Origin of the sequence: Mycoplasma marinum (assembly GCF_004335975.1) — a bacterium.
Lineage (GTDB): Bacteria > Bacillota_I > Bacilli_A > Mycoplasmatales > Metamycoplasmataceae > Mycoplasma_K > Mycoplasma_K marinum.
Window position 1 is genome coordinate 1 of record NZ_PSZO01000012.1, and the last position, 20,504, is coordinate 20,504.

The 20,504-nt window shown below is 30.0% G+C and carries 31 protein-coding genes; 3 read left to right on the forward strand and 28 right to left on the reverse strand.

All coding sequences use genetic code 4. The features are described 5' to 3' along the window. Positions 1–175: 175 nt before the first annotated feature. From dnaG to C4B24_RS02810, 3 genes are read left to right on the forward strand one after another with little or no spacing between them, the layout of a single operon-like run. Positions 176–1,942 carry a DNA primase gene (gene dnaG, locus C4B24_RS02800; protein WP_131599148.1) on the forward strand — a complete coding sequence of 589 codons (1,767 nt, stop codon included), beginning with the start codon at positions 176–178 and terminating at the stop codon, positions 1,940–1,942. Then, positions 1,943–3,181 carry an RNA polymerase sigma factor gene (locus C4B24_RS02805; protein WP_131599150.1) on the forward strand — a complete coding sequence of 413 codons (1,239 nt, stop codon included), beginning with the start codon at positions 1,943–1,945 and terminating at the stop codon, positions 3,179–3,181. Beyond that, on the forward strand, positions 3,174–3,959 hold the full coding sequence (locus tag C4B24_RS02810) for a Nif3-like dinuclear metal center hexameric protein (protein WP_131599152.1): 786 nt from the start codon (positions 3,174–3,176) through the stop codon (positions 3,957–3,959). The genes C4B24_RS02805 and C4B24_RS02810 overlap by 8 nt, the downstream gene beginning before the upstream one ends. Before the next feature lie 113 nt (positions 3,960–4,072). Here C4B24_RS02810 and C4B24_RS02815 read toward each other — a convergent pair whose 3' ends face one another. The 28 genes from C4B24_RS02815 to rpmC all read right to left on the reverse strand — a co-directional run bounded on the left by C4B24_RS02815 (position 4,073) and on the right by rpmC (position 20,500). Next, on the reverse strand, positions 4,073–5,824 hold the full coding sequence (locus C4B24_RS02815) for a heavy metal translocating P-type ATPase (RefSeq protein ID WP_168388336.1): 1,752 nt from the start codon (positions 5,822–5,824) through the stop codon (positions 4,073–4,075). Between the two features lie 187 nt (positions 5,825–6,011). Then, entirely contained in the window at positions 6,012–6,212 is a 201-nt protein-coding gene (locus tag C4B24_RS02820; protein ID WP_131599155.1) for a heavy-metal-associated domain-containing protein, read from the reverse strand. A 115-nt stretch (positions 6,213–6,327) separates the two neighbouring features. Next, entirely contained in the window at positions 6,328–7,197 is an 870-nt protein-coding gene (gene era, locus C4B24_RS02825) for a GTPase Era (RefSeq protein ID WP_131599157.1), read from the reverse strand. Then, complete coding sequence (gene cdd / locus C4B24_RS02830; RefSeq protein WP_131599159.1) at positions 7,197–7,589, reverse strand: cytidine deaminase; 393 nt, start codon at positions 7,587–7,589, stop codon at positions 7,197–7,199. The genes era and cdd overlap by 1 nt, the downstream gene beginning before the upstream one ends. Then, the gene (locus C4B24_RS02835; protein WP_131599161.1) at positions 7,576–7,956 is read right to left on the reverse strand and encodes a diacylglycerol kinase family protein; all 381 of its coding nucleotides are present in this window, start codon (positions 7,954–7,956) and stop codon (positions 7,576–7,578) included. Before C4B24_RS02835 ends, cdd begins: the two co-directional genes overlap by 14 nt. Then, positions 7,956–8,408 (reverse strand): rRNA maturation RNase YbeY, encoded by a 453-nt coding sequence (gene ybeY, locus C4B24_RS02840; protein WP_131599163.1) that lies wholly within the window; start codon positions 8,406–8,408, stop codon positions 7,956–7,958. Before ybeY ends, C4B24_RS02835 begins: the two co-directional genes overlap by 1 nt. 16 nt (positions 8,409–8,424) lie before the next feature. Next, positions 8,425–8,808 carry an MAG1140 family protein gene (locus tag C4B24_RS02845; protein WP_131599165.1) on the reverse strand — a complete coding sequence of 128 codons (384 nt, stop codon included), beginning with the start codon at positions 8,806–8,808 and terminating at the stop codon, positions 8,425–8,427. Continuing rightward, the gene (locus tag C4B24_RS02850; protein ID WP_131599167.1) at positions 8,792–10,825 is read right to left on the reverse strand and encodes an Mbov_0121 family peptidase domain-containing ABC transporter; all 2,034 of its coding nucleotides are present in this window, start codon (positions 10,823–10,825) and stop codon (positions 8,792–8,794) included. Before C4B24_RS02850 ends, C4B24_RS02845 begins: the two co-directional genes overlap by 17 nt. A gap of 76 nt (positions 10,826–10,901) precedes the next feature. Further along, positions 10,902–11,267: a 50S ribosomal protein L17 gene (rplQ, locus tag C4B24_RS02855; RefSeq protein ID WP_131599169.1), complete on the reverse strand. Its 366-nt coding sequence runs from the start codon at positions 11,265–11,267 to the stop codon at positions 10,902–10,904. Next, positions 11,267–12,262 (reverse strand): DNA-directed RNA polymerase subunit alpha, encoded by a 996-nt coding sequence (locus C4B24_RS02860; protein WP_131599171.1) that lies wholly within the window; start codon positions 12,260–12,262, stop codon positions 11,267–11,269. The genes rplQ and C4B24_RS02860 overlap by 1 nt, the downstream gene beginning before the upstream one ends. 1 nt (position 12,263) lies before the next feature. Beyond that, the gene (rpsK, locus tag C4B24_RS02865; RefSeq protein WP_131599173.1) at positions 12,264–12,659 is read right to left on the reverse strand and encodes a 30S ribosomal protein S11; all 396 of its coding nucleotides are present in this window, start codon (positions 12,657–12,659) and stop codon (positions 12,264–12,266) included. Between the two features lie 6 nt (positions 12,660–12,665). Further along, entirely contained in the window at positions 12,666–13,031 is a 366-nt protein-coding gene (gene rpsM, locus C4B24_RS02870) for a 30S ribosomal protein S13 (RefSeq protein WP_131599175.1), read from the reverse strand. A 13-nt stretch (positions 13,032–13,044) separates the two neighbouring features. Continuing rightward, entirely contained in the window at positions 13,045–13,158 is a 114-nt protein-coding gene (gene rpmJ / locus C4B24_RS02875; protein ID WP_131599177.1) for a 50S ribosomal protein L36, read from the reverse strand. Between the two features lie 39 nt (positions 13,159–13,197). Beyond that, entirely contained in the window at positions 13,198–13,413 is a 216-nt protein-coding gene (gene infA, locus C4B24_RS02880; RefSeq protein ID WP_131599179.1) for a translation initiation factor IF-1, read from the reverse strand. After that, positions 13,413–14,165 carry a type I methionyl aminopeptidase gene (gene map, locus C4B24_RS02885; protein WP_131599181.1) on the reverse strand — a complete coding sequence of 251 codons (753 nt, stop codon included), beginning with the start codon at positions 14,163–14,165 and terminating at the stop codon, positions 13,413–13,415. Before map ends, infA begins: the two co-directional genes overlap by 1 nt. Continuing rightward, positions 14,165–14,803 carry an adenylate kinase family protein gene (locus tag C4B24_RS02890; RefSeq protein WP_131599183.1) on the reverse strand — a complete coding sequence of 213 codons (639 nt, stop codon included), beginning with the start codon at positions 14,801–14,803 and terminating at the stop codon, positions 14,165–14,167. The genes map and C4B24_RS02890 overlap by 1 nt, the downstream gene beginning before the upstream one ends. After that, the gene (gene secY / locus C4B24_RS02895; protein ID WP_131599185.1) at positions 14,797–16,200 is read right to left on the reverse strand and encodes a preprotein translocase subunit SecY; all 1,404 of its coding nucleotides are present in this window, start codon (positions 16,198–16,200) and stop codon (positions 14,797–14,799) included. Before secY ends, C4B24_RS02890 begins: the two co-directional genes overlap by 7 nt. Before the next feature lie 3 nt (positions 16,201–16,203). Continuing rightward, complete coding sequence (gene rplO / locus C4B24_RS02900; protein ID WP_131599187.1) at positions 16,204–16,647, reverse strand: 50S ribosomal protein L15; 444 nt, start codon at positions 16,645–16,647, stop codon at positions 16,204–16,206. Between the two features lie 9 nt (positions 16,648–16,656). After that, the gene (gene rpsE / locus C4B24_RS02905; protein ID WP_131599189.1) at positions 16,657–17,298 is read right to left on the reverse strand and encodes a 30S ribosomal protein S5; all 642 of its coding nucleotides are present in this window, start codon (positions 17,296–17,298) and stop codon (positions 16,657–16,659) included. Continuing rightward, positions 17,298–17,645 (reverse strand): 50S ribosomal protein L18, encoded by a 348-nt coding sequence (gene rplR, locus C4B24_RS02910; RefSeq protein WP_131599191.1) that lies wholly within the window; start codon positions 17,643–17,645, stop codon positions 17,298–17,300. Before rplR ends, rpsE begins: the two co-directional genes overlap by 1 nt. A 2-nt stretch (positions 17,646–17,647) precedes the next feature. After that, positions 17,648–18,187: a 50S ribosomal protein L6 gene (gene rplF, locus C4B24_RS02915; protein ID WP_131599193.1), complete on the reverse strand. Its 540-nt coding sequence runs from the start codon at positions 18,185–18,187 to the stop codon at positions 17,648–17,650. Position 18,188: 1 nt separating this feature from the next. Further along, positions 18,189–18,581, reverse strand: coding sequence for a 30S ribosomal protein S8 (gene rpsH / locus C4B24_RS02920; RefSeq protein WP_449406662.1), 393 nt, complete (start codon positions 18,579–18,581; stop codon positions 18,189–18,191). 7 nt (positions 18,582–18,588) lie between these two features. Beyond that, complete coding sequence (locus C4B24_RS02925; protein WP_131599197.1) at positions 18,589–18,774, reverse strand: type Z 30S ribosomal protein S14; 186 nt, start codon at positions 18,772–18,774, stop codon at positions 18,589–18,591. Positions 18,775–18,784: 10 nt separating this feature from the next. Next, positions 18,785–19,333, reverse strand: coding sequence for a 50S ribosomal protein L5 (gene rplE, locus C4B24_RS02930; protein ID WP_131599199.1), 549 nt, complete (start codon positions 19,331–19,333; stop codon positions 18,785–18,787). A 12-nt stretch (positions 19,334–19,345) separates the two neighbouring features. Continuing rightward, the gene (gene rplX, locus C4B24_RS02935; protein ID WP_131599201.1) at positions 19,346–19,660 is read right to left on the reverse strand and encodes a 50S ribosomal protein L24; all 315 of its coding nucleotides are present in this window, start codon (positions 19,658–19,660) and stop codon (positions 19,346–19,348) included. An 8-nt stretch (positions 19,661–19,668) separates the two neighbouring features. Beyond that, on the reverse strand, positions 19,669–20,037 hold the full coding sequence (gene rplN / locus C4B24_RS02940; protein WP_131599202.1) for a 50S ribosomal protein L14: 369 nt from the start codon (positions 20,035–20,037) through the stop codon (positions 19,669–19,671). Next, positions 20,037–20,303, reverse strand: a complete 267-nt coding sequence (gene rpsQ / locus C4B24_RS02945) for a 30S ribosomal protein S17 (RefSeq protein WP_131599204.1) — start codon at positions 20,301–20,303, stop codon at positions 20,037–20,039. Before rpsQ ends, rplN begins: the two co-directional genes overlap by 1 nt. Then, positions 20,303–20,500, reverse strand: coding sequence for a 50S ribosomal protein L29 (gene rpmC / locus C4B24_RS02950; RefSeq protein ID WP_394343189.1), 198 nt, complete (start codon positions 20,498–20,500; stop codon positions 20,303–20,305). Before rpmC ends, rpsQ begins: the two co-directional genes overlap by 1 nt. Between the last annotated feature and the right edge of the window lie 4 nt (positions 20,501–20,504).

Genomic DNA, 20,504 nt, shown 5'->3' on the forward strand with positions numbered 1-20,504 from the left:
CCAATTGTTTTAATGCCCACAATTTATCTTTAAATTTATAATGTTTCATAAAAGACACCACCCTTTCCGAGTTGTGTCTTAAATTTTTATCCTAATATAAACCTTCAAATGGTTAGTTTTTTTTATGTTTATTACATAAAAGTGGTACAATTATTATACTACTTGCGAGGTGCTAATGCAAAATAAAAATAATATTTTCGAACAAATTAAGAATGCAACAGATATTGTTTCTGAAGTTTCTGATTATGTAGATTTAATAAAAAAAGGACGGAACTATTGAGGTATATGCCCTTTTCACGAGGACACGTCACCATCAATGTCTGTATCGCAAGAGAAGCAAATGTTTAAATGCTTTGTTTGTAATGTCGGTGGTAACGCTATTAATTTTGTTGCAGAATTTGAAAAAATATCATATGTTGATGCAACCAAAAAAATAGCTGATAAGTTAGGTATACCTTTCAACATAAAAAATAGCAGGAAAAAAGAGTATAGTGAAAAAGAACAAAAAATACTTGAAGTACTAAAAGAAGCTATGAACTTTTTTCAATATTCTTTATCAACAACTGAAGAAGGAGAAGAGGCATTAGCATATTTGGAGAAACGTGGTTTAACTCAACATGAATTAGATAAGTTTTCAATTGGTTATGCTCCTAATAAAGGTCTTATTCATTTCCTAAGAAGTAAGGGATATGATGACTCAATAATAATAAATGCTTCCTTAGCAAATGATTCTATGAATGATTTTTTTAGAAATAGAATTATTTTTGGAATTAAAAATAATTTTGGTCAAATAGTTGGTTTCTCAGCAAGAACACTAGATGCAAATCAAAAAGCAAAATATATTAATTCTTCAGATGTAGGTCTATTCAATAAATCTAAAATATTATATAATTATTCAATTGCAGAGACAATGATTAGAAGAAATAAAGAAGTTATTATAACTGAAGGGTTTATGGATGTTATCGCTTTAGATAAAGCAAACATTTATAATTCAATAGCAATCATGGGTACAGCATTAACTGAACAACATACAAAATTCTTAAAAAATTCTACCATTGTTTTAATGCTTGATTCTGATGGAGCAGGTATATCAGCAACAATAAAATCCATTTCAAGACTATTAGAAGTTAATCAAGATATATTTGTTATTAAAAATAAAACCGGATTAGATCCTGATGAGTACTTAAGGGAATATGGAGCAATTGAATTACAAAAATTAACACAAGAAAGAGAACATGCGCTTGAATTTATTTTTAGAATGCACATAGAAAAGTTCGGTGTTGACTCACCAGAAAAAGTTGATGGTTTTGTAAAATCATTCTCAAAATATTTAAAAAATATAAAAGATACTTATAGAGATTTTTACATTCAAAAAATGATAACTAATTTAGGTGTTTCTAAGGAGACAATACTTTCAAAATTAGAAATCAAAAATCCAGTTAAAAATATTAGAAATGAAGAGTATAAACCTTATGTACCCCCAAAACCGAAAAAGGAAGAATTTGTAATTATTGATGTTCCAAGTCAAGCGGTAAAAGACGAAAAACAATTAGATGAAAATAAATGATCTTACAAGTTACTATCAGCAATGATACAAAAACCTGTTTTGATTAATTTAGCCTCCCAAAGGCAAATAAATTTCTCAGATCCAATGCTTTCATTGATACTTCAGTATTTAATTGAAGCTAAGCAAGGCAAGGCAAAACAAGTAAGTCCTGAAATGCTTAATAGAATTTATGGAATTAAAGGATATATCAAAAATCCTAATGATATACCAAGCGAAAATGAATTTAATGATATGATTGATAGGATAAATAGAGCAGCTAGACCCAAAGCTCTTAAAAAAATACAAAATAAAATTGATAATAAAACATTGAGCGAGCAAGAAAAAATAAAACTTCTTGAATCAATGATAAAGTTACAAAAAGAAAGAGAGAAATAAATGGCAAAAGTAGTAGAAAAAAATTCATATGAATCAATTGTAAATTTACTAAAAAAAGAATTAGTAAAAAGGAACAAGAAAAGTAAGACAAAGGTTTTACTTTCGCAAGATGAAGTATTTAATATTTTAAATAAAAAGAAATTATTTGTTTCTGAAGAAGGAGCAGATGAACTTCTTGAAACATTAATGAGCAATAAAATTATTGGTACTGATGTTGATGAGCATGATTTTGATGATATTGATGAAAATGATTTAGGCGGAAGAAGAAAAGAAGAAACAATTTCATTACAATCTTTTGATGAAACACAAGAAATTTCATTAAAAAATGTAGCTAGTGCAACTGTCATTGATGATAAACATCTTTCAAATAAACTAACAGAAACTGATGATATTGTTAAATGATATATGCGTTGAATTGGTAAATACGGTAAGCTTCTTAAGCATGAAGAAGAAATTGCTCTTGCAAAAAGAATTGACAAAGGTGATAAAAGAGCTAGAGAAATACTTATTCGTAGAAATCTTCGTCTAGTTGTTAACAATGCTAAAAAATATAAAAATAGAGGTCTTTCATTTATAGATCTTATTTCCGAAGGTAATGCAGGACTATTAAAAGCTGTATCTAAATATGAATGAGAACGTGGTTTCAAATTTTCAACATATGCAACATGATGAGTTAGACAAGCAATTACACGTGCTGTAGCTGACCAAGCAAGAACTATTCGTGTACCTGTTCATATGGTTGAAACAATAAATAAAATTATTAAAATTGAAAGAGAGTTGCACCAAGAACTTGGTCGTAAACCAACCGATGAAGAATTGGCAAATGAGTATGGAAATGGTTTTTCGGCTGAAAAAGTTCAATATATTAGAAAAATTAATATAGATCCAATTTCATTAGATAAGCCTATTGGTAAGGAAGATGATTCATCATTTTCTGATTTTGTTGAAGATGATTCTGCAACATCACCAGTTGATTATGCTGCCAATGAAGAATTACGTAAGGTTCTCCTTCAAATCCTAGATACGTACTTGGAAGAAAGAGAAAGAGAAGTTATAAAAATGCGTTATGGAATTGGTGAAAATGAAAATGGTGAAAGAATGAGAGCTCATACTTTAGATGAAATCGGTGAAAAATTCGATGTTACTAGAGAGAGAATTAGACAAATAGAATCTAAAGTACTTAGAAGGCTAAGACACCCTCAAAAAAGAAGGAAATTAAAAGATTTCATTGATGCTTAAAAAATATACAGTTAAAAGTTTAACTAATATTCTAAAAGAGCTATTCCCTTTAAATCTTGCTGAAGATTGGGACAAAGTAGGTATCCAAATTGGTAGCCCAAGAAAAGTAGTTAAAAATGTTCTAGTGGTCCTTGATGTAACAAAATATTCGATTGATTACGCAATTAAAAATAAAGTAGATTTAATAGTGACTTTTCATCCATTTCTTTTTAATGATAGTGATTTTGAAAAACATCCAAAGCAACCTTGAAAGAAAAAAATTCATGAAAGACTTATTAATTCAGGTGTCTCTATTTATTCAATGCATACTTCATTTGATAAGGAGTGAAAAGGAATGCCATTGGCAATGTCAAGAAAGTTAGGATTAGAAAATTATTCTAAACCAATTAAAGGGTTGGATCATGGCCTTATCTTTAACTGAAATAAGACTCTTGGGCAACTAATGCAGCACTTTAAAGAAACTTTTGATTTAAACGCTACACTTTCAAACATTGAAAAGAAACGTACTAAAATTAAAAAATTTGCACTATTGCCTGGTTCCGGTTCTTGTGAAGATATTCAATTAGCTTTTGCTAATAATAAAATAGATTTACTAGTTACATCAGATATTAAATGATCTGACTGAATAACTATTGATGAAGAAGGTTTGAAAGTAATGGAAGTTTCACATGTGATTGAAAAAGTTTTCATTGATCATATTGCAAATTATTTAAGAGAAATGACAAAAGATATTAAAATATTATCTTTTCAACCTAAAATAATAATTAAACATTCATAATTTATGATGACTTAAAAGAACATTCTTACTAATGTTCTTTTTTTATAGAAAAAACAAAATAACAATAAAAATACCCTTGAAAAGAGTACTTTTATTGTTATTTTATATTAAGATTAATTTTTGGAATTCTTCTTAAAATATTTTTTCATTTTTCATTTAAAGTAAATAGCATTTAGAATAACTGCAACGTCAGAACATAACATCAATATTGCTGCAACCCAAGGTTGAATTAACATAACAAATGCTATTGGTAATGCAACTATATTGAAAATTAGTGCTCATGCTAATGATAGAGTAATATGTTTTTGTGTTTGTTGCGATAACTTAAACGCATTAACAATCGAGAATATATTATCATTTAAAATTGATATATCAGAAAATGAATTTGCAACATCACTTCCAGATGAAAATGCCATTGAAATATCCGCTTCTTTAATAGCTAGTAAATCATTAACACCGTCTCCAATATATAATATTTGTTCCTTTTCTTTTAAATCCATATCCTTTTTTAAATTTTTAATTAATTCAAACTTATCATCTGGAGTTTGGTTATAATAAACATTATCTAATTTTAAATGCTTATTAACTCTTAAAGTCGCAGCTTCAGAATCACCAGTAATCATTATAGTTTTAATTTTCATTTTTCTAAGAAATTCAATTGTTTCCAATGCATTTCTCTTGATTTCATCCATAACTTCTATGAAACCAATTAATTCTCCATCTTTTTTAACCTCAATATGTGTAGCACCTTCAAAAGTAGGTTTAGTATTTGATTTAAGAATTGTGTATTTAGAACCATTAATCTCGCCCTTAATACCTTTACCAATTACTTCCTCAACATTTTCAACTTTCATTTGTGAAGGATTACTATTGTATATTATTTTAGCAATTGGATGGATGGAGTAACTCTCAATTGCACTAACACATTTTTGTTCTGAATCACTCAATGTATTATTAACAATTTTCATTTCACCAGTTGTAAGTGTTCCAGTTTTATCAAATGCAACAACTTTGACATCTTTAATTTTTTCAAATGAATCAGGATCATTAAACAATAAAGAATTTTTGTTAGCTGATGATGCTGAAATAGTTACTATTAAAGGAGTAGCTACACCAAATGCACATGGACAAGCAATTGCTAATACTGTAACAGCTGCTAGAATAGCATTATCTAGTTGATTTGCACCTTTGAATCATGAGAATTGAATGTCAAATCCATACCCAAGTATAATTCAAATAATAAATGTAGTGATTGATAATATAAGTACGGTTGGTATAAAATATCTCAATACTTTTGTAACTAAAATTTGTATTTTAGGCTTTGAAAGTGACAAATCATCAGCTTTATCTATAAGGACATAAACGAATGAGTCATCAATTAATTTAGTTACTTCCATAGTTATTTTATTGCCTATGTTTGTAGTACCAGAAAGTATATCATCATTTTTAGCTAAAATTTCGTCCTTAGATTCCCCAGTTATTAATGATTTATCAATTGTTGCTGTTTCAGATAATAACTTACCGTCAATTGGTATATTCATACCTTTTTTCACAACTAAAATATCACCTATTTTAACTTCATTAATAGGAATATCTTCTTCTTTTTGATTTCTAATAATAATTGCGGTCTTTGATTTTAATTTTAATAATTGCTTGTAGCCATCTATTGATGAACTTTTAAGCCTTGCTGATAATTCATTACCTATATAAGAGAATATGACTAATAAAATTGTATCTTCTCAAAAAACATCATAAGAATACATTGGTTCTTTTATATGAATCATCGAATTAACAAATGAATAAATAAATAATGTATGCGCGGCGATACCTAGCAATGTATTCATATCAAATATTTTTTTAAACATATTTTTATACACTGGAAATAAATGCATGCCAAAAACTAAGAATGTTAATAAAGCAACAGTTATTCATATAGCCGGATGCCAAGTATAGCTCAATGGACCACTTGGCTTCTTAATATTCAAAATAATAAAGTATATTTGAGTTATAAAAATAACTACACATAATATCATTTTAAGTATTTGCTTATTTTTATTCAGTAATTTCATAACCTAAATCAGTAATTTTACTCTTCAATTCTTTTTCATTTGTTTTATTTTCATCATATTTAATTTTTATAAGACCAGAAGCAGAATTAACTTTTGTATCTTCCGCAATATTTTTTACTGCATTTTGAACTTTGATTTCACATGATGCACAATGCAAGTTAGCGTAAATTTTTGTTGTTTTCATAATAACCTCCCATATTTATTATACACTTATTTTTTATTATATAACCAATTAGTTATATTATGAATTAATAATACTGCAAAATAAAAAACCCCATAAATAATAATAAGAGGTTTTATTAATATCCCATTTGCTTAATTTTAATTTCATCTTCAGTTCAATTTTTATTAACTTTAACTTTAAGTTCTAAGTGAATTCTTTTATCGAAAGCATATGAAATTCTTTTCCTTGCAGTTGTACCAATTTTTTTAATCATTTTACCTTGATGTCCAACAATAATACCTTTTTGAGAAGGTCTTTCACAATAAATACGTGCTTGTATTTCATCTTTTTCCTCACCCTCTTTAAATTCCATTATTTCAACACCTAAGGAATGTGGAAGTTCATCTTGTAAATACTTAATTGCTGATTCTCTAATTATCTCTTTAGCAATAAATCTCATTGATTTATCAGTTAATTGATCTTCTTCATAATATTTAGCACCCTCTGGTAATCTATCTTTAAGCTCTTTTATAAGACTGTTAATAGTACCTTTAAATTCTGGTGCAGTACCAAGAACTAAATCAAAACCACATGTTTTAAGTTCCTCAGCTTTTTCCTTTAACAATATTGGATCGCTTTCAATATCAACTTTAGTAATTATAGCTATTTTATTTTTGTAATTTTTAATTTTATCTAATATTAATCTATCTCCAGGACCTATTTTTTCATCCGCTGGTTGTAAAAATAATACGATATCAACATCTTCCAAAGCTTTATATGAAGCATTATTTAATGATTCACCAAGTTTTTGCTTTGGTTTGTGAATTCCTGGTGTATCAATAAAAACAATTTGAGAATCTTCATCGTTGTATATACCTCTAATTTGATCTCTGGTTGTTTGAGGTTTATCAGAAGTTATTGAAACTTTATATTCCATAATTGCATTAAGCAAAGTAGACTTACCAACGTTGGGTCTTCCTAGTATTGTAACAAATCCTGTTTTCATTATTTTAAATCTCCTTTTGTGAAGCCGTAAGGCAATAATTCCTCGACTTTATTAATTCTTATTGCTCCGTTTGCAGAGTATTGAATAACCTTTGCATCCAAAGGCATAAGTTCAACAATAACTTGCCTACAAACACCACAAGGGGAAACAATTTTATCTTCAACTCCACCAATTATGTGTATTTCTTTAAATGAATTAACTTTTACTCCATTTGAAATAGCTGAAAATAACGCACTTCTTTCTGCGCAATTTGTTGGTGAGTATGCTGCGTTTTCAACATTAACACCTTTTCATTCTTTATTATTTGAATCTATCAAAATAGCCGCTACTCTAAAACCAGAATACGGTACATAAGATTTTTTTTGTAATTCAATCAGTTTATCTAATGCCATGTATCAAATCCTTTATCTCTGGAACAAATATTATTAACCCAACTATTATAGCCGCGATTGCCATCAAGAAAGTTGCTCCAGCTGCAATATCTTTTACTTTCTTAACCTTTAAATTGTATTCAAATGAAATCATATCAACCAATGCTTCAATGGCGGTATTGAGAACTTCAAAACCCATTACCAAAGCAATAACAACTACCAAAATAGCTCAATGTGTAAGCGAGAGTTTAACTCAAATACCAAGACCTACAACTAAACACGTAATTAATATGTGCGTAACCAATGACTTTTCTTCTTTAACAGTAATTCACAAACCTATTATGGCATACAAGAATTTTTGTTGTGCTCTTCTTAAGAATTTTTTCATTATTGTCTTCCAACTTTAATCTTTTCCATTATTTTATAAGCAATGGAATTCATATAATCTTCTTCTTCTTTAATGATATGATCTAACCCAAATAAATGTAGCATTCCGTGAGTAAATATATATGACCATTCACGCTTTTCTGAATGTCCAAACATTTTTGTTTGTTCAATTATTTTTTCTCAAGAAATATAAATATCTCCCATAAGATAATATCCAATTTGTTTTCTTAATTCAATTGCCCCTTGAGGGAAAGAAAGAACATCGGTAGCATAATCTTTTTCTCTATATTTTTTATTTAATTCTTTAATCATTAAATTATCAACAATAATCAAACTAACTTCTATTGTAGAATCAGTTTGAAATTCTTCGCCAACATATTTAACAATTTTTTTAAATAATTTTTTATGCTTGAATTTATATTTAGTTTTGTTAGTTATTAATATTTTATTCATCCAAAAAATTATAACACTATCGACTGATGATTTTTTGTCAAACTGAAATAGAAGAATAAATAATTCTAGCCTCTAAGGTGCTACTAGTAATAAAATTTGAATTCTCCTCGGTTAAGGTGATTTCCACCTTGCCATTTTCTTTATTTTCAACCGATTGAACAGTAACATCATAGAAACTACTTCTTACTCTTAAACGTAATTTTTTCATACCTTTGATTTCCATCATATCTGATGCATTTACTAAGAGTTTATTAACCCCATTCTTGGAAATAATGACAGTTGTAGTGATGTATTCTTCAATATTCATGTTACCTATTGAAAATATAGTTAAAATAACTATACAACCTATAGAAACAAAAAGAAAAGAAACGTATTTTGGAATTTTACTTAAATTTTTCAATTGAAACCTCCTTACTTTTTTGAATATACTTACCAGAATGTGAAATTTCAATAAATATTGCTTTATTTTGATATTGCTTAATACCTTCCATTAATTTTGTAGAAATCTTATCATCAAGATTTTCAAAAGCTTCATCCAATAGAATTAATTTGAATTTTTTACTAAAAAGGGGTAATAGTTGCACCATTTGTCTTTGTCCAGAAGATATGTTCTCTGCGTTCCCAAGGATAGATTGATCAAGTTCTAAACCCATACGTAAAAACATTTTATCTAACTTATAATTTTTAAAATTTTTGATGAATACTTCTTGTCTTTTCAAGTTGTTTTCAGTAGCATATTCCAATACATTAGTTTTTAATATATAAGAATTAGGGCTAGTTACAAAGGTTTCATCTCTCACTTGCCTTAAATCATAATATTTTGTTTCAATTCCATTTAGAAAAATACCTTTTACATGGATTGTTGTAGAAAGCAAATCAAATAATGTGCTTTTACCCGAGCCATTTTTCCCTCTAATTCTTAAGTGATTGTCTATTTTATAATTTTTTGTATTTATTATATCTTTACCCTCTTCGTAATAAAAGATTACATTTTTCAGTTCTATATTTTTCAAAATTTCTAATTTTGCACCTTTAGGATTTAGTTTTTCATTTGGTATTTCCAAAACAAAAGATAACATATCCATTTCTTTTTTAACTAATGGGTATTTTATAAATACACTTGTTAAAGATAATGTTGGTTCAATAAAAAATGAAAACATAGATATAAATAATATCAACGACCCTAAAGATAATTCATGAGAAATAACTGCATTAGTTGCTAAGAAAATAACTATCATTGGAGATATAACTCTTATTATACTTTGAGCAAAAGAATGCAAATTATTTATATTTCATATAGCTTTGTCCTGTTTTTTAAAATTATATAAAGTTTTTGTTTGTCTCATTAAAAATAAGTCTTTAGTATCAGTTTGTCTTGCCCTCTTTAAAGAATCCAAAACATCCAAGTTGCAACTCGCTTGTTTTATTTGAGTTTTAATATATGAACTATATTTTTTGTTAAGAATTTTTTGAGTTATTATGGTAGTGAAAACCAATAGAAATGAAGTGATGATTGCTATATAAAATAACTTTTCATCTATTCAAATCAACACAAAAGATGCAACTATACATGTAATTATTTCTGAGAAAATTGAGAAAATTGCTGATGACAAAAATAATGATAAGGTTTCAATAAATGAAGCTCTACGTATAATATCAGATTTTGATAATTTTGAAATTGATAAGTAAGGCGTTTCCATTAATTTTTTATTGAATTTTTCCGTGATCTCAATTGAAATTTGTAGTGAAATCTTATAAATAATATAATTCCTAAAAATTCTATTTATTATACCTAGAATTGATAAGGATATAAATCCAGCAAATAAAGTTTCAAGAGTATTAGAAAGTGCACCAGGTATTATTTGGTCCATTATTATCTTCATAAATCATGAAGAAGAAAACATTATAATCACGGATATTATTGATGAAATAAAAACAAAGGGAATTAATCTTTTGAATTGAAATACATACTCATACAATGATCTAATTTTTATTCTTTTATGGATATATTGTGATTTTTCAACATATATTATCACTCCCAAAAATCTAATACCAAACTTTTCAAGATTCAATACTTCTTCTTGACCAGTTAATGGATCGCTTATATGAACGGACCTTTTTGTAATTCTATTTACAATTACATAATGATTATTTTCTGTATTGCCAATTAATGCAATTATAGGATTTTTTATTTTCAAACCTTTAAATGAATCAAAATCCCCCTTCATTGGAGTTAATTTCATACCAAACGCTTTTCCAATGCTACAAATTCCTTCAACATTAATTCCTTTTGTACCATATAGAGCTTTTTGCTTCATTTCATTAATATTGATTCACCTATTGTAAAAATGAGCGTGAAAAGCCTGTAAAATTGTTAATCCGCAATCTTTTATGTCATCTTGTTTTTTTATCTTCATATACTTATGTATCTATTTTTATTAGAAAAAGAATAAAAAAAATAAACCCCGAAGGATTCATCTTTATTAATTACGATTAAACAAGTTCAATAATCGCCATTTTTGAGTTATCTCCAAGTCTTGCAGGTAGTTTGATAATACGTGTGTATCCACCATTTCTATCTGAATATTTAGGACCAATAGTCTCAAAAAGGTGTTGAAGAGCTGTTTGTTTACCATCTGTTGTTTTAACATTTCTTAGGTAAGCTGCAGCTTGACGTCTTGAAGCAAGAGTATTTTTCTTAGCTTTAGTAATCATTTTTTCAACGTGACGACGAACTTCTTTAGCTCTAGTTTCAGTAGTAGTGATTTTCCCGTAAACAAGAACATCAGTAACTAATGAACGCATAACGCCTTTTCTTCATTCGGCATTTCTTCTGTATAACTGTGTTGGGTTAGCCATTATTCGTCTCCTTCTTTAAATGTAATTCCGTGTACTTCAAGTTTTTCGATTATTTCATTAACTGATTTTTTACCAAGATTCTTGATGTTTTCAAGTTCTGATAAAGTAAGTGTAGAAAGATCGGCAACTTTATTGTATCCGGCTCTCTTTAGAGAGTTGTATGATCTTACTGAAAGATCTAACGAAGAGATTGACAGTGAAAGTGATTTTGAATTTTCTTCAGCTTTTTTAGCTTCTTCAAATACTTCCTCTGCATCTAGGTTTGAAATATCTTGCATTATTGCCAAATGAGACATAAGAATTGTAGCAGCCTGTGCTAATGCATCTTTTGTTTCTACTGACCCATCTGTTTTAACTTTAAGTTCAAGCACTTCTTGAATAATAGGTGCTGATGAATTAAGATCTTTAAATTCATAAGAAACCTGTTTAATAGGTGAGAAGTCTGAATCAATAGCAATAATTTTACCAGAATTTAATTTTGTTTCAATTTGTGTTTCCACTGATTTAACAAATTCTTTATTTTTATCAAATCCAACAAAACCTCTACCTGATCTAATGAATACTTCAAGTTCTAATGCTCCAGCCTTTGAAACTGTTGCAATTCTTTGTGTTGGATCTACTATTTCTATTCCAGCTGGCATACTCAAATCAGCCGCTGTAACTTCACCTTTTGGTGCTTTAAGAGAAACTGTAAAAATTTCTCCATCTTTGATTATTTCTGGGTTGTATACAAATTTAAGTTCTTTTAAGTTAAGAATTAATTGTACAACGTCTTCTTCGACGTTAGCAAGTGTTTGAAATTCATGAGATACTCCAGCAATTTTAGTTGCAAAGGGAGCTACACCAGTAACTGAAGATAGAAGTACTCTTCTAACTGCGTTACCTAATGTATTCGCGAATCCTCTTTCAAGGGGTTCAATTGTAAATGCTGTTTCATATTCAGAAATCTTTTGTTTTTTAATTTCTGAGTAAGCTAGTTTCATAAATTTTTCCATATTAACCTCTTCTTCTTAATACTTTTTTAGGTGGTCTTGTTCCATTATGTGGAACTGGTGTAACATCTTTAATTTGAGTTACTTTTAGTCCTGAAATTTCTAGTTGTTTTCTAGCTGAATCTTTTCCTGGACCTGTACCTTTTAATTCAACACGTACTTCTTTTAGTCCGTGTTCTTTTGCTGAATCAGCAGCAGCAGCTGCTGCTAATTGAGCTGCATAAGGTGTTGATTTTTTTGAACCTTTGTAACCAATTGCACCTGATGATGATCAAGCGAATGCATTACCTTGTTCGTCTGTAAAAGTGATGATTGTATTGTTATGTGTAGAGTGAATGTGGGCTACACCAGTTGTAATGTTTTTCTTTTTAGCTTTTTTTGCTTTAATTTTTCTTGCCATTATGGTCTACCCTTTCTTCCCGGCCACTGTTTTTCTTGGACCTTTTCTTGTACGTGCATTTTTCTTAGTAACTTGACCTCTAACAGGTAAGCCTTTTCTATGACGTGCTCCTCTATACGATTTAATTTCCATTAAACGTTTAATGTTTAATGCTACGTCTCTACGTAAATCACCTTCTGTTGTAAATTCATTTGCTGCTTGACGGATAGCATTAAGTTGTTCATCTGTTAGATCTTTAACTCTAATATCTTCGTCAATGTTTGTTTGTTTTAAGATTTGTTTTGACAGTGAGCTTCCAATTCCGTGAATGTAAGTTAATGAGATAACGACTCTTTTGTCGTTAGGTATTTCAACGTTTAATATACGTGCCATATTTTAACTCTCCTTAACCTTGTCTTTGTTTGTGCTTAGGAGTTTTACAAATAACTCTAACCACTCCACGTCTTTTGATAGTTCTACAGTCTTTACACATCTTTTTTACTGATGCTCTTACTTTCATATAATTGTCTCCTGTAATTTTCTTAAAATTTTATTTGTTTTATTTGTGTCTATACACAATTCTCCCGCGTGTTAAATCATATGGGGAAACTTCTACATCTACAGTATCACCAGGTAAAATGCGAATGTGGTGTACACGGATTTTACCTGAAACACGGGCCTTGATGATTACTCCGTTCTCTAATTGAACGTCATATTCCATTGTAGAATGTGCTGTTGTTACTTTCCCTTCCATTTTAATAGCGTTAGTTGCCATTAATCCTCCTTCTCTGTTAGGATAACTGGATATCCATTTTTAATTAAGATAGTTTGTTCATAATGAGAAGTATTTTTACCTGAGATTGAACGAACAGTTCAACCATCTTTTAAAATAACTACCTCTTCAGTATCTTGCATTATCATTGGCTCGATACATATTACCATCCCATCTCTTATTAATGGACCAGTTCCTGGGTTACCATAATTTGGTATATAAGGTTCCTCATGTAATGCGGAACCAATTCCATGTCCTGTGAAGTCATCAGGAACATATAAACCTTTTGATTCAACAAATGAACCAATAGCGTGACCTATGTCACCTATACGTGCTCCTGGTTTAATGGCATTTAAGCCTTTATAGAATGATTGTTCAGCAACGTCGATAACTAATTGATCTTGTTTAGAAATTTTACCTAATCCGATAGTAAATGCTGAATCTGAGTGATAGCCTTTATACACTGCACCCATATCAATTTTTACAATATCTCCATCTCTAAACTTTTTATCATTAGGAATACCGTGGATTAAATTTTCATTAACTGAAATACATAAAGTATGTTTAAAGCCCATATAACCTTTGAACGAAGGTGTAGCTCCTAATTCTCTAATTTTCTTTTCAGCATATTTGTCTAATTCTAATCCTGTTGCGCCTGGTCTTACTAAAGTTTTAAGTTCACTTTTAACTTCTGCCAGGATAGCAGCTGATTTTCTAAGTTTTTCTATTTCATCTTTAGATTTAATAGTAATCATTAGAATAGCTCCTTTTCTATATCTTCAAAAATCTCATTTGGTTTCTTTTCTGCATTAAATTTTATCAAAATTCCTTGCTTTTTATAAAAATCAATTAAAATTTTTGTTTGTTTTTCATAAACTTCAAGACGTTTTTTGATCGATTCAGGCATATCATCAGCTCTTTGAACTAATGTTTCACCATCATTGTCACAAATATTTTCTTGCTTTGGTTGCTTATATTTTATGTGGTAATTTTGCTTACATTTAGTACAAGCTCTTCTACCACTTAATCTTTCAATAATAACCTCTGTTGAAGCTTCTAATAAAATAGCTTTTTGAGGTTGTAAGTCTTCATCAATCAAGAATTGAGCTTGATTGATTGTCCTTGGATATCCATCCAGTAGAAATCCTGAATCTTTGATTTCTTTTGAAGTTAACACATTTTTTACAATTTCATTTGTAATTTCATCAGGAACATATTCTCCCCGTGAAGTAATGTCAACAACTTTTAAACCAAGTTCAGTTTTATTTTTAATTTCTGCTCTGAAGATATCTCCTGTAGAAATATGTTTAATACCTTTTTCTTCTGATAATTTAGAAGCTAAGGTACCTTTTCCTACACCTGGTGGGCCAAGGAAGATAAATTTATTTATCATAGTAACCCTCCTGTAGAGTCATTTTTATTGTTTTTTGTTTTTTGGATTTTAGCAATTTTACCTGATTTACCTCTTGTCTTAATTTGATTTAAAGTCTCTATAGAAACAGTAACCAAAATAATCAGCGATAGACCATTAAAAGTTATTTGTCTATCCATACCAAGTATTTGTTCAATATAAGGCGAAGAACAAATTATCGCTAAATATATTGCAGAGAATACAGCAAGTCTTAATAAAACTTTTGTGATATATTTCTCTGTTTCATCACCCGGTCTAATACCTGGAATAAATGTACCATTTTTTTGAAAATTCTCTGTAACCTTAGTTGGAGAGAAAATTAATATTGACATTACAATCGTAAAGAAGAATATAACTAAAGTGTATAGTGATAATCCAATTGGATCTGTAAATCTCATATTATGTTCAATTCAATGTCTAGAATCTGATCATACAGGTAATAATTGAGCAATTTGTAATGGAATAACAACAATTAAAGAAGCGAACATAACGGGCATAACACCAGCTGTATTTACCTTAATAGGTAATCTAGACATTTGCTTGTTATCTTTTGTTAATCCTCTACCAGTTTGCTGTAATGGTATGTGACGTTCTGATTTATAAATATATCCAATCACAAATATCAATACTAAAAATAATGCTATATACCCTATAAAATTAATCACTCCAACAAATGCACCAGTATTACCTTGACCTAAAACAAAGAATTCATAAGCGAATTTGAATTTCGAAGGCAACGCAACTGCCACACCAGAAAAAATAATTAATGATGTACCATTACCAACACCTTTTTGAGTAATCTGTTCACCTAAAAATAGAGTAAACATTGCTCCTGATAATAATATAACTGGTATACCAAAATAAATAAATCATGGTTCATTCAATTCGGGGATAATAGTTAGAAGTCCTTGAGTTTCAAATGATTTAGCAATTGTAATTGCTTGAAAAACACCGAACACTAAGGTTAATCATCTAGTGATGATATTTATTTTCCTTCTACCAGCTGCTCCAGAATTTGCAAGCCTATGTATTGGCGGGAAAAATTCTGATTGCAATATAGTCATTAAAATTGATGCTGTAATATAAGGAGAAATTCCCAATGCTACGATTGAGAATCTCCTTATTGCGCCACCACCCATGACATCCATCAATCCTAAAAAAGATGAAGGGTTAGTTGCGGCTTGTGTATTGAAGGATCTAACGCCGGGCACAGTAATTGTGGCAGCAATCCTAAAGATTAAAAGTAATAATAGTGTATATAAAATCTTAGTAAGCAATTGCTTATTTCTAAAAAAGTTTTTAAATTTAGTTTTAATAGGACGTAATGAGAAAACAATTTTTCTCTTTTTATTACGTTTAGCTAAGATTTTTTTTTGCATTTATTATTTAACCTCCACTTTTCCTCCAGCTGCCTCAATAGCTTCTTTAGCAGAAGCTGAAATGGCATCAACTTGCACTGTAAGTGATTTAGTAATTTTACCATTACCAAGTACTTTAACAGGCATGTTTTTTCTTCTAAGAATTCTTTTTTCTAAAAGAATTGCTTGTGTAACTGTTTCATTTGCTTTAAAAGCTTTATCTAGTGTTGTTAATGAAACTGTTTCGTATTCTACGTGATTAACATTTGTAAATCCACGTTTTGGTAAACGTCTGAATCATGGGTTTTGACCACCCTCAAATCCTGGACGTACTCCTCCACCTGATCTCTTGTTTTGACCTGCTTCACCCTTACCGGCAGTTTTACCTTTACCAGCAGCGTGTCCACGTCCTTTTCTAGTTCTTAGTTCTCTTGATCCTTCTGTTGATTTTAATTCGTGTAATTTCATAAAAATCTCCTATCCTGTAATGTCAGAAACTTTGACATCCCTTAATTTAGCAATTTCTTCAACTGTTCTTAAATTTTTAAGAGCATCAATTGTTGCTTTTACTGAGTTAGTTTTAGATCTTGAACCAAGTGATTTTGTATAAATATCTGTATATCCTGCAAGCTCAACAACTGTACGGATAGCACCTGAAGCGATGATTCCCTTACCTTTAGGAGCTGCTTTAACTAGAACTTTTGATGCTAAGAATAAACCAGTTTGTTCATGAGGTACTGTTCTTTTATCAATAATAGGTGCAACAATCATATTGTTACGTGCATCTTTGATGGCTTTTCTGATTGCATCAGGAACTTCATTAGCTTTTCCTCATCCTCAACCAACTTTACCTTTTTTATTACCTACAACAACTAGTGCTGAGAATGAGAATCTACGCCCACCCTTAACAACTGTTGTAACTCTTGAAATGTTAACAACTTTTTCTTCAAACTCTGTTTGTCTTCTGCCGTTAAATTTTCTACGTCCGTTTCCTCTTTGAGGTCTACGTCCGTTTCTTTGATTATTTCCTCTGTTAGCGTTTGCTCCGGCTTTAGGAGCTTCGGTAGCTTTTTTAGTTGCTACAACTTCTACTGTTTTTGTTTCTTTGTTTTCTGTCATTAGAATTTCACTCCTTCGTTTCTGATTGCATCTGCTAATGCTTGTATTCTACCGTGGTAAATATAACCTGAACGATCAAATACCACTTTTTCTAATTTAAGTGCTAGAACTTTTTTACCAAAGTCTGCACCTACTGTTTTAGCTGCTTCAACATTTCCACCATTCTCTAATTTAAGAGTTATTGATGAAGAATGTACTAAAGTTTTACCTTGAGCATCATCTATTAATTGTACTTCAATGTTTTTTAAAGATTTGAAAACAACGATTCTTGGTGAAGTAGCTGCTATTTTATTTTTAATACGTAAGTGTTTTTTCTTACGAGATTCGTTTCTTGATAATTTTGCCATTACTATTTACCTGCTGCCTTTCCTTCTTTTCTTCTGATAATTTCATCTTTGTACATAATTCCTTTACCTGAATAAGGGTTTGGTCTTCTTATATCTCTGATGATTGCTGCTAATTGTCCTACTTTTTCTTTTTCAATACCTGTGATTGAAATTTCAGTTGGTTTTTCTACAACAACTTCAAGTCCTTCAGGAATTGAAACTGTATGTGGGTGAGAATAACCAGCATTTACTATTAATTCTTTACCTTTAAGAGCTGCTTTATAACCAACACCTTTGATAATTAATTCTTTTTTGAAACCTTGTGAAACACCAATAATCATATTATTAATTAATGCGTTTGTTGTTCCATGTAATTGTTTTGTTTGTTTGTTTTCATTTGCACGAACAGTTGTAATTTGTCCGTCTTTATTTTCAATTGCGATTAGTGGTGAAAATTCACGTGAAATTGTTCCTTTTGCACCTTTAATTTCTACTTTTGTTCCGTTTATTTTTACTTCAACACCTTCAATGATGTTGATTATTCTGTTTCCTACTCTTGACATACTATCACACGTAAGCTAATACTTCGCCACCTGTGTTGGCTTTTCTTGCTTCCCTATCTGTAATAATTCCATTTGATGTAGAAATGATTGCTGTACCGAATCCTGAAAGAACTTTTGGTAAATCAGCAGCCCCTGCATAAACACGTAAACCAGGTTTAGAAATTCTCTTAACTCCTGTAATAGCTCTTTGAGCTCCTTTGTATTTAAGTGCAATTGTAATTTGTTTCTCTTTACCTTCTCCGGCAACTGAGAAACCTGAAATGAAACCTTCATTTTTAAGAATAGTAGCAATGTTTTCCTTCACTTTTGAGTGAGGCATTGATACATCCTTATGTTTTCTTTGGTTTGCATTTTTAATTCTAACAAGCATATCTGCTATTGGATCTGTGATGATTCCCATATTATCAACTCGCCTTTCTTACACCAGGTATTTTACCTTCGTGTGCTAATTTTCTAAAGCAAACACGGCATACCTTGAATTTTCTAATTACTGAACGAGGACGTCCACATAATTCACATCTTGTATATTCTCTTGTAGAGAATTTAGCTGTTTTCTTTTGTTTTTCTTTTAATGATTTTTTTGCCATGATTCTCTCCTTATTTTGATGCCTTAACAAAAGGCATTCCTAGTAGTTCTAATAATTCTTTTGCTTCTGCATTTGATTCAGCTGAAGTAACGATAATAATATCCATACCTCTAATTTTTCTTACTTTGTCAAAATCAATTTCCGGGAAAATGATTTGTTCTTTAAGACCTAAAGAGAAATTACCTCTACCGTCGAATGCTTTATCATTCACACCTCTAAAGTCTCTAATACGAGGAATAGCAACAGCAATTAATTTATTTAGGAATTCTCACATACGATCTCTACGTAGTGTTACTTTTCCACCCATTGGCATTCCTTCTCTTAATTTAAATGAGGCATTTGATTTCTTAGCAATAGTTGCTAAAGGTTTTTGCCCTGTTATAGCTTCTAGTTCTTTAAGAACTTCCTCAATAGCTTTTGAGTTTGAAACTTCATTACCTGCAGTTTGGTTGATTACGATTTTTTCTATTCTTGGGATTTGCATTACTGATTCATAATTGAATTTTTCTTGAAGTTGTTTTTTAACTTCGTTATTGTATTTTTCTTTTAAATTTGCCATAGTGCTCTCCTATTAAATTGCTTTCCCTGTTTTTTTAGCAATTCTTGTTTTCTTACCATCTTTAATTTCGTATCCAACTCTTGAGTTTGCTGCATTATCTTTACCAGCTTTAACATAAATCGCAACATTTGAAATATGAATTGGTGCTTCTTGTTCTTGAATTCCACCATCTGGGTTTGTTTGTGAAGGTTTAACGTGTTTTTTAACAATATTTACTTTATCAATAGTAACTCTTTGTGTTTTAGGGTTAACTGATAATACTCTACCAATTTTTCCTTTTTCTGAACCTGCGATTACTATTACTTCATCATTTTTTCTAATTTTCATAGTTCTCCTTAAATAACTTCCGGAGCTAGAGATACAATTTTCATATATCCTGCTTCACGAAGTTCCCTAGCTACTGGTCCAAATACACGAGTACCTTTTGGTTGTTTATTATCATTAATAATAACAACTGCATTATCGTCAAATTTGATGTGTGATCCATCTTTACGTTTTACTCCATAAGTAGAACGAACAATAACTGCACGAACTACTGCACCAGCTTTAACTGCACCATTTGGTGTAGCTTTTTTAACTGAACATACAACAACATCTCCGATGTTTGATGTTTTAACAACTGAACCACCTAAATTTCTGATGATCCCTACTTCTTTAGCTCCAGAATTATCCGCAACGTTAGCTCTTGACATTTCTTGTAACATTACTTACCTTCTTTCTTAGCTTCTAATATTTCTACTAGTCTAAATCTTTTTGTTTTAGATACAGGTCTACACTCATCGATTCTAACGAAATCTCCTAAGTTAGCTTCAACTCCGTCAACATGTACTTGGTATCTTTTTGTTGATTTAAAACGTTTTGAGTAAAGTGGGTGTTTTTTATATGTGTCAACTGCAACAACTACTGTTTTCTCATTTTTGTTTGAAACAACATAACCATTTAATGATTTACGTGATGTTTGTCTTTCCATTATTTACCTTCCTTTACATCTTTTTTAGCGTTTAAAGCTGTAAATGCTCTCGCTACATCTTTTTTCACAAGTTCAATCTTGTGTGATTGGTCTAATTGACCTGTTGAGTTCTTAAATCTAAGCATAAATAATTCTGCTTTAAGGTCTTCAATTAATGTTTGAAGCTCTTCAATTGATTTAGAATTTAATTCTTTCATTAAC